Consider the following 19,132-nt stretch of genomic DNA (forward strand, 5'->3'; position numbering starts at 1 on the left):
CGTGAGCACGGACACCGACACCTCGCCCAAGGCTCCCGCGAAGAAGGCAGCCGGTCGTGCTGCCTCAAAGGGAACGACCCGCACCGTGACCTCGGCCAACCCCGCCGGCCCGGCCGGCACCTCGTCCCGATCGAGCGACCTGCCGATGCCGGTGGCGAAGAAGGCCGGCTGGAGCGACCTCGACGTGCGCGCCGTGGACACCGGTCGCCTCCTGGCCGCCGACGCCGTCCAGGAGTGCGGCAGCGGCCACCCCGGCACGGCGATGAGCCTCTCCCCCGTCGCCTACCTGCTCTACCAGCAGGTCATGACGCACGACCCGTCCGACCCGGCCTGGCTGGGGCGCGACCGCTTCGTCCTGTCGGTCGGTCACTCCTCGCTGACCCAGTACGTCCAGCTCTTCCTCTCCGGCTACGGGCTCGAGCTCAGCGACCTGAAGTCCCTGCGCACCTGGGGCTCCCTCACCCCGGGCCACCCCGAGGTCCACCACACCGCGGGCGTCGAGATCACCACAGGCCCCCTCGGGTCGGGACTGGCCTCCGCCACCGGCATGGCGATGGCCCAGCGCCGCCAGCGCGGTCTCTTCGACCCCGACGCAAAGCCGGGGACCTCCCCCTTCGACCACACGATCTGGTGCCTCGCCTCCGACGGCGACATGCAGGAGGGCGTCTCCGCAGAAGCCGGCTCGCTCGCCGGCCACCAGGAGCTCGGCAACCTCAACGTCATCTACGACGCCAACCAGATCTCCATCGAGGACGACACCGACATCGCCTTCAGCGAGGACGTGGGTGCGCGCTACCGGGCCTACGGCTGGGAGGTCATCGACGTCGACTGGCGCAAGACCGGTGACGGCAAGGCCTACGTCGAGGACATCGACGCCCTGCTCGCCGCGACCCAGCAGGCGAAGAAGAACACGAAGGCCCCCACGCTCATCGTGCTGCACACGATCATCGCCTGGCCGGCCCCGACCAAGCAGGACACCGGCGCCTCGCACGGCTCCGCGCTCGGCGAGGACGAGGTCGCGGCCACCAAGGAGCTGCTCGGCTTCGACCCGAAGAAGTCCTTCGCCGTCGAGAAGGCCGTCCTCGACCACACCCGCGCGGTGAAGAAGCGGGGCAAGGAGGCCCACAAGGAGTGGGACAAGCGCCTCGCCGCGTGGCGCAAGGCCAACCCGGAGCGCGCCGAGCTGCTCGACCGTGTCGTCGCGGGCAAGGTCCCGGCGGGCCTGGACAAGGCGCTGCCGACCTTCGAGGCCTCCGCCAAGGGCCTGGCCACGCGCGCCGCATCGGGCAAGGTCCTCACCGCCCTCGCCGACGTCATGCCCGAGCTGTGGGCGGCTCCGCCGACCTCGCCGGCTCCAACAACACGACGATGGACGGCCAGCCCTCCTTCACACCCAAGAGCAAGCAGACCGACACGTGGAAGGGCGACGAGTACGGCCGCACCCTCCACTTCGGCATCCGTGAGAACGGTATGGGCATGGCGATGAACGGCATCGCCCTCGAGGGCCTCACCCGCGTCTACGGCGGCACCTTCCTCGTCTTCTCCGACTACATGCGCCCCGCCGTGCGCCTGGCGTCCCTGCAGCAGCTGCCAGTCACCTATGTCTGGACCCACGACAGCATCGGCCTCGGCGAGGACGGCCCGACCCACCAGCCGATCGAGCACCTCGCGTCGCTGCGCGCCATGCCGGGCCTCGACGTCGTCCGCCCGGGCGACGCCAACGAGGTCAGCGTGTGCTGGGGTCAGATCCTCAAGAACCGCTCCACCGCGGCGCTGGCGCTCTCCCGTCAGGGCACGCCGACCGTCGACCGGTCAGAGTACGCCGCGGCGAAGGGGGCGGCCAAGGGTGGCTACGTCCTCGCCGAGTCGAGCACCGAGGTGCCCGACGTCATCCTCGTCGCCACCGGCACGGAAGTCGCGGTCGCGCTCGAGGCCCGCACGACGCTCGAGAAGGCCAAGATCGGCACCCGCGTCGTCTCGATGCCCTGCCGCGAGTGGTTCGACGCCCAGTCGAAGGCCTACAAGGAGAAGGTCCTGCCGGCCGCCGTCCGGGCGCGTGTCTCGGTCGAGGCCGCGACCCCCTTCGGCTGGCGCGAGGTCGTCGGCGACGCGGGCGAGATCGTCGGCATCGACCACTTCGGCGCGTCGGCCGACGCCGGCACGCTCTACGAGAAGTTCGGCATCACGCCGGCCGCCGTCGTCAAGGCGGCCAAGGCGTCCATCAAGAAGGCGAAGGGATGATCGACATGGCAGACCAGCTCCCCACCGCACCCGCACCGATCGCCGCGCTGCGCGAGGCAGGCGTCTCGGTCTGGCTAGACGACCTGAGCCGTGAGCGGCTCCGTTCGGGCAACCTCCAGGAGGTCATCGACACCAAGGGCATCGTCGGCGTGACGACCAACCCGTCGATCTTCCAGGCCGCCCTCGCCGACGGCGACGCCTACACCGAGCAGCTCACCGCCCTCGCGGCCGAGGGCAAGGATGTCGACGAGGTCGTCTTCGCGCTCACCACCGACGACGTGCGCGAGGCCTGCGACCTCTTCGTCCCGATCTACGAAGCCACCGACGGGGTCGACGGGCGCGTCTCCATCGAGGTCGACCCACGCCTGGCCCACGACGCGGAGCAGACCGCCGTCGTCGCCAAGCAGCTCGCCGAGACCGTGGGCCGCCCCCAGGTCCACATCAAGATCCCCGCGACTGAGACCGGCCTGCCGGCCATCACCGCCACCCTCGCCGAGGGCATCAGCGTCAACGTCACGCTGATCTTCAGCCTCGAGCGGTACCGCGCGGTGATGAATGCCTACGTCGAGGGGCTCGAGCAGGCCCTCGCCGCCGGCAAGGACATCTCGCAGATCCACTCCGTCGCGTCCTTCTTCGTCTCGCGGGTCGACTCCGAGATCGACGGCCGCCTCGACGAGATCGGCACCGACGAGGCCCGCGCCCTGCGGGGCAAGGCCGGCTTGGCCAACGCCCGCCTCGCGTACCAGGCCTACGAGGAGGTCTTCGCCACGCAGCGGTGGCAGCGCCTCGAGGCCGAAGGGGGACGCCGCCAGCGTCCGTTGTGGGCCTCGACCGGCGTCAAGGACCCCGCCTACCCCGACACCCTCTACGTCACCGAGCTCGTGGCGGCCGACACGGTCAACACCATGCCCGAGAAGACCCTCGACGCGACGATCGACCACGGCGAGGTCACCGGCGACACGGTCACCGGCGGCTACGAGGAGGCGCAGCAGGTGCTCGACGCCCTCGAGGGCCTGGGCATCAGCTACACCGAGGTCACCGCCCAGCTCGAGCGGGAGGGCGTGGAGAAGTTCGAGAAGGCCTGGGCCGAGCTGCTCGACGGCGTCAGCGCCGAACTGGCCAAGGCGGCCAAGTGACCTCGCTCTCGGTGGCCGCCGCGGGTGCTGCAGCCGACGCGGTCACGACCCACGTCCCCGCCCTCGTCGCGGATCGCGTGGCGAGCCGGATCTTCGAGCAGGACCCGACCCTGTGGGGTCCTGCCGCCGAGGAGGAGGCCGCCCAGCGACTCGCCTGGGTCGGCCTCGGACGGACCTCGCGCCACCTCGTCGGCCAGATCGCGGCCTTGCGCGCCGAGCTGACCGAGCAGGGCGTCGACCGGGTCGTGCTCTGCGGCATGGGCGGCTCCTCGCTGGCGCCGGAGGTCATCTGCGCCACGGCCGGCGTCCCGCTCGTCGTCCTCGACTCGAGCCACCCGGACGTCGTCCGGGCCGCCGCGACCGACCTGCAGCGCACCGTCGTCGTGGTGTCGAGCAAGTCCGGCTCCACGGTCGAGACGGACAGCCAGCGTCGGGTCTTCGAGCAGGCTTTCACCGAGGCCGGCATCGACCCCGCCGCGCGGATCGTCGTCGTCACCGACCCCGGCAGCCCCCTGGAGGAGGATGCCCGGGCCAAGGGCCAGCGCGTCGTCACCGCGGACCCGTCCGTCGGTGGCCGATACTCGGCCCTGACTGCCTTCGGCCTCGTCCCGAGCGGCCTCGCCGGAGCCGACGTCGAGGCCCTGCTCGACGACGCCGAGTCCGTGGCCGACCTGCTCGCCGAGGACGACGAGGCCAACCCGGCCCTGCGTCTCGGCGCAGCGATGGGCGGCACCTCGCCCCTGCGCGACAAGCTCTACCTCGTCGACCACGGGACGCTGATCTCCGGACTCGGCGACTGGGCCGAGCAGCTCATCGCGGAGTCGACCGGCAAGGAGGGCAAGGGCCTCCTGCCCGTCGTGCTCGACCGCCCCGGCGCCGGCGCTCCCCCGGCCGATGCGACCGTCGTGCGCCTCGTCGCCGACGACGGTGAGCACGAGGTGCCGGTCGCCCCGTCGACGGTCGACGTCGGCGGCTCCCTCGGGGCGCAGTTCCTGCTGTGGGAGACCGCGACCGCCGTCGCCGGACGACTTCTCGGCATCAACCCCTTCGACCAGCCCGACGTCGAGAGCGCCAAGCAGGCCGCCCGCGACCTCATGTCCGGCGACGGGGCGACCGCGAGCGAGCCGGACCTCACCGACGGTCCGGTGACCGTGAGCCACGCCGGTGGCGACTGGCTCGGCGGGGCGAGCACGCTCGACGAGGCGGTGACGGCCCTGCTCGACCAGCTCGACCCCGACCACGGCTACGTCGCGGTCATGGCCTACCTCGACCGGGAGGGCGATGCCCCCTTCGCCGAGGTGGCAGACGCCCTCGCCGAGCGGGTCGACCGGCCGGTGACCTTCGGGTGGGGGCCACGCTTCCTCCACTCCACCGGGCAGTACCACAAGGGCGGGCCGGCCACCGGGGTGTACATCCAGGTGACCGACGAGCCCCGTGAGGACCTGCCCGTCCCCGGGCGCGACTTCACGCTGGGCGAGTTCATCGCGGCCCAGGCCGGTGGCGACGGGCAGGTGCTCGCCGACCACGGTCGGCCCGTGCTCGTGCTGCACCTCACCGACCACGACGCCGGCCTGGCTCGGGTCGGCGCGGCGCTGCGAGGTGACCGGCCATGAGGCCGGCCCGGGTCACGGCCGACGTCAACCCGCTGCGCGACCCGCGCGACAAGCGCCTGCCCCGCATCGCCGGGCCGTGCAGCCTCGTCCTCTTCGGGGTGACGGGCGACCTCGCCCGCAAGAAGCTCATGCCGGCGATCTACGACCTCGCCAACCGCGGGCTGCTGCCGCCGGGCTTCTCGCTCGTCGGCTTCGCCCGGCGCGACTGGGCCGACCAGGACTTCGGCAAGGTCGTCTACGACGCCGTCCGCGAGCACGCCCGCACCCCCTTCCGCGAGGAGGTGTGGCGCAGCCTCTCCGAGGGCTTCCGCTTCGTCCCGGGGACCTTCGACGACGACGCCGCCTTCGACCTGCTGGCGCAGACGGTGCGCGAGCTCGACGAGCAGCGCGGCACGGGCGGCAACCACGCCTTCTACCTGTCGATCCCGCCGGGCTTCTTCTCCACCGTCTGCCAGCAGCTGCAGCGGTCGGGGCTGGCCTCGCCCACCGAGGACTCGTGGCGGCGCGTCGTCATCGAAAAACCCTTCGGTCACGACCTCGAGAGCGCGCAGGAGCTCAACGCGATCGTCGAGGAGGTCTTCCCGCCCGACGCGATCTTCCGCATCGACCACTACCTCGGCAAGGAGACGGTGCAAAACCTGCTGGCGCTGCGCTTCGCCAACCAGATGTTCGAGCCGGTGTGGAACAGCCACTACGTCGACCACGTGCAGATCACCATGGCCGAGGACATCGGCATCGGCGGTCGGGCGGGGTACTACGACGGCATCGGTGCCGCGCGCGACGTCATCCAGAACCACCTCCTCCAGCTGCTCGCGCTGACGGCGATGGAGGAGCCGACGAGCTTCGACGCCGCGGCGCTGCGGACCGAGAAGGAAAAGGTCCTCGCGGCCGTCCAGGTGCCCGATGACCTCGGCGAGGCCACCGTCCGCGGGCAGTACGCCGCCGGCTGGCAGGGTGGCGACAAGGTCATCGGCTACCTCGAGGAGGACGGTGTCGCCGCCGACTCGACGACCGAGACCTATGCGGCCATGCGCCTGGACGTCGACACCCGGCGTTGGGCAGGTGTCCCCTTCTACCTGCGCACGGGCAAGCGTCTCGGCCGCCGGGTCACGGAGATCGCCGTGGTCTTCAAGCGGGCGCCCCACCTGCCCTTCACCGACACCGAGACCGAGGAGCTGGGGCAGAACGCCGTCGTCATCCGGGTCCAGCCCGACGAAGGGGTGACCATGCGCTTCGGCGCCAAGGTCCCGGGCAACCAGATGGAGGTGCGCGACGTGACGATGGACTTCGGCTACGGCCGCGCCTTCACCGAGTCCAGCCCCGAGGCCTACGAGCGGCTCATCCTCGACGTGCTCCTCGGCGACCCGCCGCTCTTCCCCCGGCACGAGGAGGTCGAACTCTCCTGGCGCATCCTCGACCCGATCGAGCAGTACTGGGGCAGGCAGCGCAGCGGGGTCGAGCAGTACCCCGCCGGCACGTGGGGACCGCCCGCGGCCGACGCGATGATGGAGCGTGACGGACGCACCTGGAGGATGCCGTGATCGTCGACCTGCCGAGCGCCAGCACATCGCTCATCAGCCAGCGGCTCATCGAGATCCGTGAGGACGTGGGCGCGATGGCGCTCAGCCGCGTGCTCACCCTCGTCGTCGTCGTCCCGGAGGGCGACGCCGAGGAGGCCCTCGCCGTCGCCAACTCCGCGAGCCACCAGCACCCGGCCCGGATCATCTGCGTGATCCTCGCCAACGCGCGCGGCAAGGCCCGGCTGGACGCCCAGATCCGTGTCGGCGGCGACGCGGGAGCCTCCGAGGTCGTCGTGCTCCGCCTCTACGGCGAGCTCACCCGCCACGCGCGCAGCGTCGTCACCCCACTCGTCCTGCCGGACTCCCCCGTCGTCGCATGGTGGCCCACCGACGCTCCCAAGGACCCGGCCCAGGACCCCGTGGGCGCGATGGCGCAGCGACGCATCACCGACTCCTCCGCGGAGGCGAGCATCGGCCCAACCCTCAAGCGGCTGGCCCGCACCTACGCGCCCGGCGACACGGATCTCGCCTGGAGCCGGATCACGCTGTGGCGTGGCCTCCTCGCGACGACGCTGGACCGGGCTCCCTTCGAGCCGGTGACCGCGGCGACCGTCGTCGGGGCCGGGGACTCCCCTTCGGCCGACCTCATCGCCGGCTGGCTGCGCCACCGACTGCGCTGCCCCGTCGCCATCATCCGCTCGCGCAACGGCACCGGTCTGGTGAGCGTGCGGCTCGAGCGGGCCTCCGGACCCATCGACCTGGTGCGTCCCACCGCGAGCGACACCGCGACTCTCGACCAAGCGGGGCAACCGCGCCGGGCCATCGCCCTCGCCCCCCGCTCCGACGCGGAGTGCCTGGCCGACGAGCTGCGACGACTCGACCCCGACGAGGTCTACGAGGACGCCCTGACGCGGGGCCTGCCGGAGGTGACCCGTCGTCGCCTGACGATGACCGAGGCGGTCGAGCAGGGCCTCGTCCCCTCCCCGAGCGATGCCCGGCGCACCGCCGTCCGGCTCGCCGAGAGGTCGAAGGAGGCCATCCGCAGCGCGATGGTCCAGGCCGAGCCCGAGGCCGCCGACAGCTCGCCCGAGGCCGTCAAGGTCGCCGTGCGCGAGCGGCTCGACGAGAGCCCGGCATGACCGCGACGCCGCTCGTCCTCGTCCACCCCGACAGCGAGACCCTCGCCGAGATGACGGCGGCCCGGCTGCTCACCGTCGTCCAGGAGGCAGTGGCCGCCCGTGGAAGGGCCGACCTGTCCCTGACCGGCGGGTCCATGGGGTCGGCCGTGGTGGGCGCCCTGTCCGGTCACCCCCTTCGCTTGCTCGTGGACTGGACCCGGGTGCACGTCTGGTGGGGTGACGAGCGCTACCTGCCGGCGGGCGACCCGGATCGCAACGACGTGCAGAACGATGCCGCCGGTCTGCGGCTGCTCGGTCTGCTGCCCGAGCACGTCCACCGGGTCGCTGGTCCGGATGCCAGCGCCTCTCCCGAGGAGTCGGCGGCCGCGTACGAGACCACCCTGCGCGAGCACGGCGGCGGGGAGTGGGACGTCGTGCTGCTCGGCGTCGGGCCCGACGGGCACGTCGCCTCGCTCTTCCCCGGGCACCCGGCCCAGCTGCTCGACGATGCGCTGGCCGTCGCAGTGCACGACTCCCCCAAGCCCCCGCCCACGCGGGTGTCGCTGACGACGGGGTGCCTGTCGCGGGCCCGTGAGGTGTGGTTCGTCGTGGCCGGCGAGGACAAGGCCGAGGCCGTGGCGAAGGGAGTGGCCGGCGCCCCGGCAGGTGAGAGCAGCGCCGCCCGGGTCAGGGCCCGGGGACGTACGCTCTGGCTGGTCGACGAGGCCGCCGCGTCGCGGCGCCCCTGACCTGCGGCGCTACTGGATCAGGCCGCGGTCGCGCAGCTCACCCAGCCGCTCCTGGAGGATCGCGTCACCCTCGGAGTCGGAGCGGCGCTCCTTCACGTAGGCCAGGTGGGTCTTGTAGACCTCCGCCGTCGGCGGGGCCGGCGGGTTGTCGCGGTCCTGGCCGGCCGGCAGTCCGCAGAACTTGCACTCCCACTGCTCCGGGACCTCGACGCTGTCGTCGACCGCGAAGGAGGGGGTGACCTCGTGCCCATTGGCACACCAGTAGGTCACGAAGGTGCGCGGCGCGGCCTCGCCCCGCTCCGCCTCGCCCATGGGGCCGGCGCCGATGCGGCTGCCGCGGATCGCATTGCCACCAACCATGTCGTGCTCCTCGTGTGTGTGGAGGGGGGACGCGTCAGGCGTCGAAGCGGTCGACGAGACCGATGCCGACGATCGCGGCGAACCAGATCAGGCCGACGACGATCGTGAAGCGGGAGAGATTGCGCTCGGCGACGGACGAGCTGCCGAGCGACGCGGACATGCCGCCGCCGAACATGTCGGACATGCCACCGCCCTTCCCCTTGTGCATGAGGATGAGCAGGGTGAGGATCAGGCCGGTGATCACGAGGATCACCTGGAGTCCGATGCGGACGGCGTTCACGCGTTCAGGTCCTTGTCGGTCGGGACTGGGTCGGGCACCACCTGGCGACGGCGCCCGGCTCAGGATACCCCGCGTCACGGGAACCGCTGCCGACCGGGCACCGCGTGTGCCGTCAGGTGGTCAGGTGCTGCTGGTAGCGGCAGATCGCCGCAAACTCCTCGGCCTGCAGGGAGGCTCCACCGACGAGGGCTCCGTCGACGTCCGCACCGGCCATGATCGAGGCGACGTTGCCCGACTTCACCGAGCCTCCGTACAGGACGCGCACGGCGTCGGCGACCTCGGGCGAGTACAGCTGCGCCAGACGCCCACGGATCGCCGAGCACACCTCCTGCGCGTCGTCGGGCGTGGCGACCTCACCGGTGCCGATGGCCCACACGGGCTCGTAGGCGATGACGACGGTCGCGGCCTGCTCGGCGGTGATGCCGGCGAGGCTGCCCTCGAGCTGGGTCAGGACGTGCGCGACGTGCTCGCCTGCCTGCCGCACATCGAGGCCCTCCCCGACGCAGACGATCGGCACGAGGCCGTGCCGGTACGCCGCCACGGCCTTGCTCGCGACGACCGCGTCGCTCTCGCCGTGGCCCTCGCGACGCTCGCTGTGGCCGACGACCACGTACGTGCACCCGAGCTTGGCGAGGAAGGCGCCGGAGACGTCACCGGTGAAGGCGCCTGAGTCGTGCGGGCTGACGTCCTGCGCGCCGTAGCGCAGCGCGAGCCGGTCACCCTCGACGAGGGTCTGCACGGAGCGCAGATCGGTGAAGGGCGGCAGCACGGCGACCTCGACGCTCGCCGGGTCGTGCTTGGCGTCGCGCAGGGTCCAGTCGAGCTTTTGCACGAGATGGGTGCCCTGCAGGTGGTCGAGGTTCATCTTCCAGTTGCCCGCCATGAGCGGGGTGCGAGTCGCCATGTCAGCCCGCCTGCTCGGTGAAGACGGACAGACCCGGCAGCTGCTTGCCCTCGAGGTACTCGAGGCTGGCCCCGCCACCGGTGCTGATGTGCCCGAAGTCCTCGTCGGCGAAGCCGAGCTGGCGCACCGCGGCCGCGGAGTCCCCGCCACCGACCACGGTGAGGGCACCGCCCTTCGTCGCCTCGACGAGCGCCCGCGCCACCGCCTCGGTCCCGGCGGCGTACGGGGCCATCTCGAAGGCGCCCATGGGGCCGTTCCAGAAGACGGTGCGGCAGTCAGCCAACTTGTCCGCAAAGAGCCGCGCCGAGTCGGGCCCGATGTCCAGGCCCATCCGGTCACTGGGGATGTCGTCGGCGGCGACGACCTCGTGGTCGGCGTCGGCCGAGAAGGCGCTCGCCGCGACGACGTCGGTGGGCAGGACGATCTCGACCCCGTCGCGCTCGGCGCGCTCGAGGTACTCGGTGACCGTCGCGAGCTGGTCCTCCTCGAGGAGGCTGTTGCCGACCTCGTACCCCTGGGCCTTGAGGAAGGTGAAGACCATGCCGCCGCCGATGAGCAGACGGTCGGCAGTGCCGAGGAGGTTGTCGATGACGCCGAGCTTGTCGCTGACCTTGGCGCCGCCGAGGACGACCGCGTAGGGCCGCTCCGGGTCGCTCGTCAGCCGGCGCAGGACGTCGACCTCGGTGCGCACGAGCCCGCCCATGGCCGAAGGGAGCCGCCTCGCGATGTCGTAGACCGACGCCTGGGCGCGGTGCACGACGCCGAAGCCGTCGGACACGTAGGCGTCGGCCAGCTGGGCCAGCTCGTCGGCGAAGGCGCCGCGCTCGGCCTCGTCCTTGCTCGTCTCACCGGCGTTGAAGCGCAGGTTTTCCAACAGTGCCACCTGGCCGTCGGCCAGACCGGCGACGACCGACCGGGCCGACTCCCCCACCGTGTCGCTGGCGAAGGCGACCTCGCTGCCGAGGAGCTCACCCAGACGGGCGGCGACCGGCGCGAGCGAGTACTGCGGGTCGGGCGCGCCCTTGGGGCGACCGAGGTGCGCGCAGACGACGACGCGGGCACCGGCCTCGACGAGCTGGGTGATCGTCGGCAGCGAGGCGCGGATGCGCCCGTCGTCGGTGATCGTCGCGCCGTCCAGCGGGACGTTGAGGTCGGAGCGTACGAGGACGCGCTTGCCGCGCAGGTCGCCGAGGTCAGCGAGGGTCTTCACGTGTGCCTTTCGGGTGGGGCCGTCGGGAGGAGGTCAGAGGGAGGCGCCGACGAGGGTGACGACGTCGACGAGGCGGTTGGAGTAGCCCCATTCGTTGTCGTACCAGCCGACGACCTTGACCTGGTCCCCGATGACCTTGGTCAGTCCGGAGTCGAAGATACAGCTGGCCGGGTTGGTGACGATGTCGGACGAGACGATCGGGTCCTCCGTGTAGACGAGCCGGCCGGCGAGCGGCCCCTCGGCTGCGGCGGCGCGCATGATCTCGTTGACCTCCTCGACCGAGGTCTCGCGGGCGGCCTCGAAGGTCAGGTCGGTCGCCGAGCCCGTCGGCACGGGGACGCGAAGGGCGTAGCCGTCGAGCTTGCCCTCGAGCTCGGGAAGCACGAGCGAGACCGCCCGGGCCGCTCCCGTCGAGGTCGGGACGATGTTGAGCGCCGCGGCTCGGGCGCGTCGCAGGTCCTTGTGCGGGCCGTCCTGCAGGTTCTGGTCAGCGGTGTACGCGTGGATCGTCGTCATGAGTCCGCGGGTGATGCCCAGTCTGTCGTTGAGCACCTTGGCCATCGGCGCGAGGCAGTTGGTCGTGCACGAGGCATTGGAGATGATCGTGTGCCGCGTGCCGTCGTACTGGTCGTCGTTGACCCCCATGACGATGGTGATGTCCTCGTTCTTGGCGGGAGCCGAGATGACGACCTTGGTGGCACCGGCCTCGACGTGGGCGCGTGCCGCCTCGCCGTCGGTGAAGAAGCCCGTCGACTCCACGACGACGTCGACGCCGAGGTCACCCCACGGCAGCTGCGCCGGGTCGCGCTCGGCGAGCGAGGTGATGAGCCGCCCGTCGACCTCGATCCCACCCTCGACGACGTCGACCTGCCCCCCGAACCGGCCGAGGATCGAGTCGTACCGCAGCAGGTGGGCCTGGGTCGCGTCGTCGCCCAGGTCGTTGAAGGCCACGACCTCGACGTCCGCACCCGACTCCTCGACCGCGCGGAAGAAGTTGCGGCCGATGCGGCCGAATCCGTTGATCCCTACTCGAACAGTCACAGGTGGTGCCTCCGATCGTCAGCGTCCACGGGACTACGGCGGCAGCCCCCGTTCGCCACCCAGCCTATGGCCTGCGTCACACCGCCGGCAGGGGTGTCCAGGTCGCGGTCGACGTCAGCCGTCGAGCATGTCCGAGGTCAGCGATGCCTCGGTGCCGGGGATGCCCTCGTCCTCGGCGCGCTTGTCGGCCATGGCGAGCAGCCGGCGGATCCGCCCGGCCACCGCGTCCTTGGTCATCGGGGGGTCGGCCCGCTGGCCGAGCTCCTCGAGCGAGGCCTCCTTGTGCTCCAGCCGCAACTGACCGGCCTCGCGCAGGTGGTCGGGGATGTCGTCGCCGAGGATCTCCAGGGCGCGCTGCACCCGCGCCCCGGCAGCGACGGCCGCCCGAGCCGAGCGCCGCAGGTTGGCGTCGTCGAAGTTGGCCAGGCGGTTGGCCGTCGCCCGCACCTCACGTCGCATGCGGCGCTCCTCCCAGGCGAGGACCGCGTCGTGGGCGCCGAGGCGGGTGAGCATCGCGCCGATCGCGTCACCGTCGCGGATGACGACGCGGTCCACGCCGCGCACCTCCCGGGCCTTGGCGGGGATGCCGAGGCGCCGTGCGGCGCCGACGAGCGCCAGTGCGGCCTCCTGACCGGGGCAGGTGATCTCCAGCGACGAGCTGCGCCCGGGCTCGGTCAGGGACCCGTGCGCGAGGAAAGCGCCACGCCAGGCGGCCTCGGCGTCGCACGGGGAACCGCCCACGACGCGCGGCGGCAGACCCCGGACAGGACGACCATCGGCATCGATGAGGCCGGTCTGCCGGGCGAGCGCCTGGCCGTCCTTGCTCACCCGGACGATGTAGCGGCTGCCCTTGCGCAGCCCCCCGGCCGCGAGCTGCTGGATGGGGTCGCAGTCGTAGCCGTAGAGCTCCTTGACGTCGCGGCGGAGGCGGCGCGCGGCCTGGGCGGTGTCGAGCTCGACCTCGATGACGATGCGTCGGTTGACGAGGTGGAGACCGTTGGCGAAGCGCAGCAGGCTCGCCACCTCCGCCTTGCGGCAGCAGGTCTTGGTCACCTCGAACCGGCTCAGCTCGTCCTTGACCTTGTCGGTCATCGCCATCGGCGGGTTCCTTCCACGTTGTCAGGCAGCAGCGGCCCGGGGACGGGCCAGCGCATCAGGAGAGGATGTCACGATAGGCGGCCGCCAGGCGCAGCGCATCGTGCTGGCCCCGGTGGTCCAGGCGGGAGAGGGGCGCGACGACCAGCTCGGCGCCCAGTCGCTCGCAGGCGTCGGTGAGGCGGTGACGGTCCTCGATCGTCAGGGGGTCGGCGAGCACGGTGTCGAAGCGCAGCTCGGGCGCGAGGTCGTGCAGGGTCTCGATGTGCCGGGTGGCCGAAAATCCGCGTGTCTCCGCCGTGTGCATCTCGAGGTTGAGCGTCAGCACCTTGCGCGCCCTGGCCCGGACCAGCGCGTCGCGCAGCTCGGGCACGAGCAGGTGCGTGAGCACCGACGTGTACCAGGACCCCGGGCCGAGCACGATGTGGTCAGCGGCGTCGACCGCTGCGACGGACTCCGGGCGGGCCGGTGGGTTGTCCGGCTCGAGGGAGATCGACTCGACGAGACCCTTGGTGCGGGCCACCTCGACCTGGCCACGGACCGTCGTCGCCACCGTCGGGTCCGTGGCGTCGAGGCCGCTGACTTCGGCGACGAGCTCGAGCGGCACCGCAGCCATCGGCAGGACCCGGCCGCGAGCGCTCAGCAGGCGCCCGACGAGGTCCAGGCCCGTCACCGGGTCCTCGTGGAGCTGCCACAGGGCGACGATGAGCAGGTTGCCGAGCGCGTGGCCGGAGAGGTCCCCGTCGCCGGTGAAGCGGTGCTGCAGCACGTCGCTCCACGTCTGGCCCCACTCGCTGTCGTCGCAGAGTGCGGTGAGGGCCATCCGAAGGTCCCCGGGGGGCAGCACGTCGTAGTCGGCACGCAGCCGGCCGGACGAGCCACCGTTGTCGGCGACGGTGACGATGGCGGTGACCTGGTCGCAGACGAGGCGAAGGGCGGACAGGCTCGCCGCGAGCCCGTGCCCACCTCCGAGAGCCACGACCTTCGAGGTGCGCAAGGAGTCGACCACGGCTACTCCTGCCCCAGGTCGCGGTGGACGACGAAGGTCGCGACGTGGTCGGACCCCAGGCGCGCGGCCAGAGCCTCGGCGATGGCCACGGAGCGGTGCTTGCCGCCGGTGCACCCGACGGCGAGGGTGACGTACCGACGGTTTTCGCGGAGGTACCCCCCGATGACGGGCGTCATGAGGCCCTCGACGCCGTCGATGAACTCCCGGGCGCCCGGCTGCGAGAGGACGAAGTCGGAGACCTGCGTCTCCTGCCCCGTGTGCTGACGCAGCTCGGGCACCCAGAAGGGGTTGGGCAGGAAGCGCATGTCGAAGACGAAGTCGGCGTCGAGCGGCACGCCGTACTTGAAGCCGAAGGACAGCACGGCCAGGCGCAGCCGGTCGGAGCTCTCGGCCTGGAAGAGGGGACTGATCTTGCGGCTCAGCTGGTGCACGTTGAGCCCGGAGGTGTCGATGATGCTCTCGGCCTCGGCCCGCACCTCGGCCAGCACCTCGCGCTCACGGATGATGGCGTCGAGCAGTCGCCCCTTGCCCTGGAGCGGGTGCGGGCGCCGCACGCTTTCGAAGCGCCGCACGAGAGCCTCGTTGGTGGCCTCGAGGAAGATGAGGTGGGTGCGCCAGCCCCGCTCCCGCAGGACCCGGATCGACTCCGTCAGCGTCTCGAAGCCCTGGGCGCGCACGTCGAGGACGATCCCGATCCGAGCGGCCCGACCGTCTCCGACGAGGTCACCTCCGCGGTCGACGCTCACGTGGAGCAGGTCGGGCATGAGGCTCACGGGCAGGTTGTCGATGACGTACCAGCCGTGGTCCTCCATGACGTTGCCGACCGTCGACCGACCGGCACCGCTCATGCCGGTGACGACGACGACCTCGGGCTCGGCGGCGTCGTCCGCACCGGGGACGACGGGGGGCTTCACTCACGGCTGCTCTCCTTCGTCGAGGACCTCACCGGTGGTGAGGTTCACGGCGGGTGTCGGGGTCTGCGCGGACAACTCTGCCGCAATCCGGGCGGCGAGGGAGGGTCCGATCCCCGGAGTGGACGCCAGCTCCTCCGCGGAGGCCGCCCGGATCCGCTTGACGGAGCCGAAGCGCGTGAGCAGCGCCTTGCGCCGCGACTCCCCCAGCCCCGGGATCCCGTCGAGCGCACTGCGGGTCATGGACTTGCTGCGCCGCTCGCGGTGGAAGGTGTTGGCGAAGCGGTGCGACTCGTCACGCAGCCGCTGCAGCAGGTAGAGCGCCTCGCTGTTGCGGGCGAGGATCACCGGGTGGTCGTCGCCGGGGACCCACACCTCCTCCAGCCGCTTGGCCAGGCCGACGATCGCGACGTCGTCGACGCCGAGCTCGTCGAGGACCTGCTGCGCGGCGGCCACCTGCGGCGCACCGCCGTCGACGACGACGAGGTTGGGCGGGTAGGCGAAGCGGCGGGCCTCCCCGGTCTCCGGGTCGGTCGCCTCGCGCTCGCGGTCATTGAGATGTCGCTGGAACCGCCGGGTGAGCACCTCGTGCATCGCGGCGGTGTCGTCGGTGCGCCCCTCGACGTCTCCGCGGACGATGAAGCGTCGGTACTCCGCCTTGCGCACCAGGCCGTCCTCGAAGACGACCATCGAGCCCACGACGTCGCTGCCCTGCACGTGGCTGATGTCGTAGCCCTCGATGCGCAGGGGGGCGTCGTCCAGCCCGAGGGCCTCTTGGAGCTCCTGAAGGGCCTGGCTGCGCGCGGTGAGGTCGCCGGCACGGGCCACCTTGTGCCGTGCGAGGGACTGCTCGGCATTGCGCGCCACGGTCTCCATGAGGGCCCGCTTGTCGCCACGTTGCGGCACCCGCAGACTCACCGCGCTGCCGCGGCGATCGCCGAGCCAGGCCGAGACGCCGTCGGCGTCCGGCGGGAGCACGGGGACGAGCACCTCTCGCGGGACGGTCTCACCCCCTTCGCCGCCGTAGACCTGCTGCAGCAGGTGCTCGACGAGCTCGGGCAGGTCCTCGGCGTCCTTCTCCGCGACCCATCCCCGCTGTCCGCGGATCCGGCCGCCGCGGACGTGGAAGACCTGGATCGCGACCTCGAGCTCGTCGTCGGCGAGTGCGAAGACGTCGGCGTCGGTGCCGTCGGGCAGGACGACCGCCGACTTCTCGAGGGCCTTGGTCAGGGCCGCGACGTCGTCGCGCAGGCGGGCGGCCTGCTCGAAGTCGAGGTCCGCGGCCGCGGCCTTCATCTGCCGCTCGAGGCGGCGCACGAAGCGGGCGGTGTCACCGGCGAGGAAGTCGCACAGCTCCTGGGCCAGGGCGCGGTGCTCCTCGGCACTGACCCGGCCGACGCAGGGGGCGGAGCACTTGTCGATGTAGCCGAGCAGGCACGGCCGACCGGACTGCTCGGCACGCCTGAAGACGCCCTTGCTGCACGTGCGCACGGGGAAGACCCGCAGCAGTAGGTCGAGGGTCTCGCGGATCGCCCACGCGTGCGTGTAGGGGCCGAAGTAGCGCGTCCCCTTGCGCTTGGCACCGCGCAGGACCTGCGCGCGGGGGTAGTCCTCGCCCATCGTCACGGCGAGATAGGGGTAGGACTTGTCGTCGCGGTACTTGACGTTGAAGCGCGGGTCGAACTCCTTGATCCACGCGTACTCGAGCTGGAGGGCCTCGACCTCGGTCGACACGACGGTCCACTCGACACTCGCACCGGTCCGCACCATCCGCGAGGTGCGCGGGTGCAGCGCCGAGATGTCCTGGAAGTAGGAGGACAGCCGCGAGCGCAGCGACTTCGCCTTGCCGACGTAGATGACTCGGCCGTGCTCGTCCCGGAATCGGTAGACCCCGGGGTCGGTCGGGATCGAGCCCGGGGAGGGTCGGTAGGTCGCCGGATCTGCCACCCCCCGAGCCTAGGAGACGCTCACGACATCCCCGTCGACGGTCGCGGTCCGGGCGGTGAGCCCCTCCGTGGCCGGGCCCTGGACCACCGAGCCGTCAGCGGGGTCGAAGCGGCTGTCGTGGCAGGGGCAGATGATCGCCTCGGTCGTCACCGTGTCGACGGCGCAGCCCTGGTGCGGGCAGGTCGCGTCGAAGGCCTTGAACTCGCCCGCCGACGGCTGGGTGACGACGACGCGATCACGCACGACGCCACCCCCTTCGGGCACCTCCGCGACGGGGACGGTCACCGCCTCACCGCCGCCCGAGGCACCGCCGGCGTCACCGCCGTCCCCACCGCAGGCGGCGAGCGTGCCGGCCCCTCCGGCCGCAGCCACCAGCCCGATCGCCGTGCGTCGTGTCGTCGTCATCTCAACCTCCGGGTGCGAGTTGGTCCGTGGGGTGCCATGCTTCCACTCACCTCGCGCACAGCGCGCTCCGTCAGGACTTGGTAACGAGCCGGACACGGTCTTGCCATGTGGGACCGCACCTGCCCCGCGGAGGCCTACATTCCCTCCACAGCCTGCGACACAGAAGTTGCCGGCGGCGGCCGCACGGCCCCATTCCTAATCAGGAGGACACGTGAACAGGCGTTCCGTCATCTCAACTGGTGCGACCATCCTCGTCGCATCCATGGCCTTGTCCGCATGCGGGACCCGCGGCGGCGACAGCGGCGGGGACGGGGGCGGGGGCGATGGCGACAAGAAGGTCGTGAAGATCGGAGTCATCGCGCCGCTCTCCGGAGACCTGTCCGCTCTCGGTCTCGGGATCCAGCACTCCGTCGAGCTCGCGGCCGAGCAGGCCAACGAGTCCGGCGACCTCGGCGACTGGGAGATCGAAGTCGTCCCCCAGGACGACGAGGGCAAGCCCGAGGTCGGCAAGAACGCCGCCTCCACCCTCGCCTCCGACAAGGACGTCATCGGTGTCGTCGGCACCCTGAACTCCTCCGTCGCCGGCCCGGTCCAGCCGATCCTCGACAAGGCGAAGATCACCATGGTCTCGCCGGCCAACACCAACCCGACCCTCACCCGTGGCGCCAAGCCGGAGGACTCGCCCGAGCGCGTCTACGCGAGCTACTTCCGTGTCTGCACCACCGACACGGTCCAGGGCCCCTTCGCCGCCCGCTACCTCTACGAGAAGGCCGGCATCAAGGAGTTGGCGACGGTCCACGACAAGAAGACCTACGGCCAGGGTCTCGTCGACGCCTTCTCCGTCGAGTACAAGAAGCTCGGCGGCAAGATCGTCGCCTCCGAGACGATCAACCCCGACGAGGACAAGTACGACGCCGTCGTCTCCTCGCTCAAGGCGAAGAACCCCAAGGCCGTCTACTACGGCGGTGAGTACCCGCAGGCCGCCCCGCTGTCGCAGCAGCTCAAGGCCGGTGGCCTCGACGTCCCGCTCATGGGCGGTGACGGCATCTTCTCCCCCGAGTTCATCAAGCTCGCGGGCAAGGGCTCCGACGGTGACCTCGCGACCTCGGTCGGCGCCCCGACCAACAAGCTCGACGCCGGCAAGAAGTTCCTCGAGGACTACGAGTCCGCCGGCTACAGCGACCCGGCGGAGGCATACGGCGCCTACGCCTACGACGCCGGCCAGTCGATCATCGAGGCCATGAAGGTCTCGCTCAAGGACGCCGACACGGTCGAGGACGCCCGCCAAGCGACCATCGACGCGATGAAGGACGTCTCCTTCGACGGCGTCACCGGCAAGGTCTCCTTCGACGAGTACGGCGACAACACGACCCGCGTGCTCACGGCCTACGAGGTCAAGGGCGGCGAGTGGAAGGACGTCAGCACCGAGGAGTTCAAGTGATCGACCTGACCTGATCACCCGATCAGGTCACCCGGTGGGTGGGGACGCATGCGTCCCCACCCCACCGGCGAGCAGACACTCCTCGACGTCAGTCGACACACCACTCGACACCCCCCGACACGTGGTGGCCGCACGACCTGCGGTCACGTCCC

Annotated in this window: 16 protein-coding genes and 1 pseudogene; 7 read left to right on the plus strand and 10 right to left on the minus strand. The window is 71.4% G+C overall.

Annotation, left to right across the window (positions count from 1 at the left end; translation table 11 throughout):
• Positions 1 to 145 precede the first annotated feature (145 nt).
• From tkt to pgl, 6 genes and pseudogenes are all read left to right on the plus strand, one after another.
• Positions 146 to 2,241, plus strand: a pseudogene (gene tkt, locus B277_RS09425) (transketolase).
• A complete protein-coding gene (tal, locus tag B277_RS09430; RefSeq protein WP_007927588.1) occupies positions 2,238 to 3,377 on the plus strand; it encodes a transaldolase in 1,140 nt (379 codons plus the stop codon). The pseudogene tkt and the gene tal overlap by 4 nt, the downstream one beginning before the upstream one ends.
• Positions 3,374 to 4,990 (plus strand): glucose-6-phosphate isomerase, encoded by a 1,617-nt coding sequence (locus B277_RS09435; RefSeq protein WP_007927589.1) that lies wholly within the window; start codon positions 3,374 to 3,376, stop codon positions 4,988 to 4,990. The genes tal and B277_RS09435 overlap by 4 nt, the downstream gene beginning before the upstream one ends.
• A complete protein-coding gene (zwf, locus tag B277_RS09440) occupies positions 4,987 to 6,531 on the plus strand; it encodes a glucose-6-phosphate dehydrogenase (protein ID WP_007927591.1) in 1,545 nt (514 codons plus the stop codon). The genes B277_RS09435 and zwf overlap by 4 nt, the downstream gene beginning before the upstream one ends.
• Positions 6,528 to 7,649 (plus strand): glucose-6-phosphate dehydrogenase assembly protein OpcA, encoded by a 1,122-nt coding sequence (locus B277_RS09445; RefSeq protein ID WP_007927593.1) that lies wholly within the window; start codon positions 6,528 to 6,530, stop codon positions 7,647 to 7,649. The genes zwf and B277_RS09445 overlap by 4 nt, the downstream gene beginning before the upstream one ends.
• The gene (gene pgl, locus B277_RS09450) at positions 7,646 to 8,377 is read left to right on the plus strand and encodes a 6-phosphogluconolactonase (RefSeq protein WP_007927604.1); all 732 of its coding nucleotides are present in this window, start codon (positions 7,646 to 7,648) and stop codon (positions 8,375 to 8,377) included. Before B277_RS09445 ends, pgl begins: the two co-directional genes overlap by 4 nt.
• 9 nt (positions 8,378 to 8,386) lie before the next feature.
• On the opposite strand, the gene B277_RS09455 is transcribed toward pgl, so the two are convergent.
• The 10 genes from B277_RS09455 to B277_RS09500 form a co-directional block, all read right to left on the minus strand.
• Positions 8,387 to 8,737, minus strand: a complete 351-nt coding sequence (locus B277_RS09455) for an RNA polymerase-binding protein RbpA (RefSeq protein ID WP_007927614.1) — start codon at positions 8,735 to 8,737, stop codon at positions 8,387 to 8,389.
• A 34-nt stretch (positions 8,738 to 8,771) separates the two neighbouring features.
• Entirely contained in the window at positions 8,772 to 9,017 is a 246-nt protein-coding gene (secG, locus tag B277_RS09460; RefSeq protein ID WP_007927624.1) for a preprotein translocase subunit SecG, read from the minus strand.
• Positions 9,018 to 9,129: 112 nt separating this feature from the next.
• Positions 9,130 to 9,921: a triose-phosphate isomerase gene (tpiA, locus tag B277_RS09465; protein WP_007927626.1), complete on the minus strand. Its 792-nt coding sequence runs from the start codon at positions 9,919 to 9,921 to the stop codon at positions 9,130 to 9,132.
• Position 9,922: 1 nt separating this feature from the next.
• Positions 9,923 to 11,131: a phosphoglycerate kinase gene (locus B277_RS09470; RefSeq protein ID WP_007927628.1), complete on the minus strand. Its 1,209-nt coding sequence runs from the start codon at positions 11,129 to 11,131 to the stop codon at positions 9,923 to 9,925.
• A 33-nt stretch (positions 11,132 to 11,164) separates the two neighbouring features.
• Positions 11,165 to 12,172, minus strand: coding sequence for a type I glyceraldehyde-3-phosphate dehydrogenase (gene gap, locus B277_RS09475; RefSeq protein ID WP_007927629.1), 1,008 nt, complete (start codon positions 12,170 to 12,172; stop codon positions 11,165 to 11,167).
• Positions 12,173 to 12,286: 114 nt separating this feature from the next.
• Positions 12,287 to 13,270, minus strand: a complete 984-nt coding sequence (whiA, locus tag B277_RS09480) for a DNA-binding protein WhiA (RefSeq protein ID WP_007927631.1) — start codon at positions 13,268 to 13,270, stop codon at positions 12,287 to 12,289.
• Positions 13,271 to 13,325: 55 nt separating this feature from the next.
• On the minus strand, positions 13,326 to 14,276 hold the full coding sequence (locus tag B277_RS09485) for a gluconeogenesis factor YvcK family protein (RefSeq protein ID WP_007927633.1): 951 nt from the start codon (positions 14,274 to 14,276) through the stop codon (positions 13,326 to 13,328).
• Between the two features lie 2 nt (positions 14,277 to 14,278).
• Entirely contained in the window at positions 14,279 to 15,190 is a 912-nt protein-coding gene (rapZ, locus tag B277_RS09490) for an RNase adapter RapZ (protein WP_007927640.1), read from the minus strand.
• The gene (gene uvrC / locus B277_RS09495; protein WP_007927642.1) at positions 15,191 to 17,134 is read right to left on the minus strand and encodes an excinuclease ABC subunit UvrC; all 1,944 of its coding nucleotides are present in this window, start codon (positions 17,132 to 17,134) and stop codon (positions 15,191 to 15,193) included.
• Between the two features lie 9 nt (positions 17,135 to 17,143).
• On the minus strand, positions 17,144 to 17,539 hold the full coding sequence (locus B277_RS09500; RefSeq protein WP_007927644.1) for a Rieske (2Fe-2S) protein: 396 nt from the start codon (positions 17,537 to 17,539) through the stop codon (positions 17,144 to 17,146).
• A gap of 340 nt (positions 17,540 to 17,879) precedes the next feature.
• Here B277_RS09500 and B277_RS09505 point away from each other — a divergent pair, with 340 nt between their 5' ends.
• Positions 17,880 to 18,980, plus strand: coding sequence for a branched-chain amino acid ABC transporter substrate-binding protein (locus B277_RS09505; protein WP_238539392.1), 1,101 nt, complete (start codon positions 17,880 to 17,882; stop codon positions 18,978 to 18,980).
• Positions 18,981 to 19,132 lie beyond the last annotated feature (152 nt).

Origin of the sequence: Janibacter hoylei PVAS-1 (assembly GCF_000297495.1) — a bacterium.
In the GTDB taxonomy this organism is placed as follows: Bacteria; Actinomycetota; Actinomycetes; order Actinomycetales; family Dermatophilaceae; genus Janibacter; species Janibacter hoylei.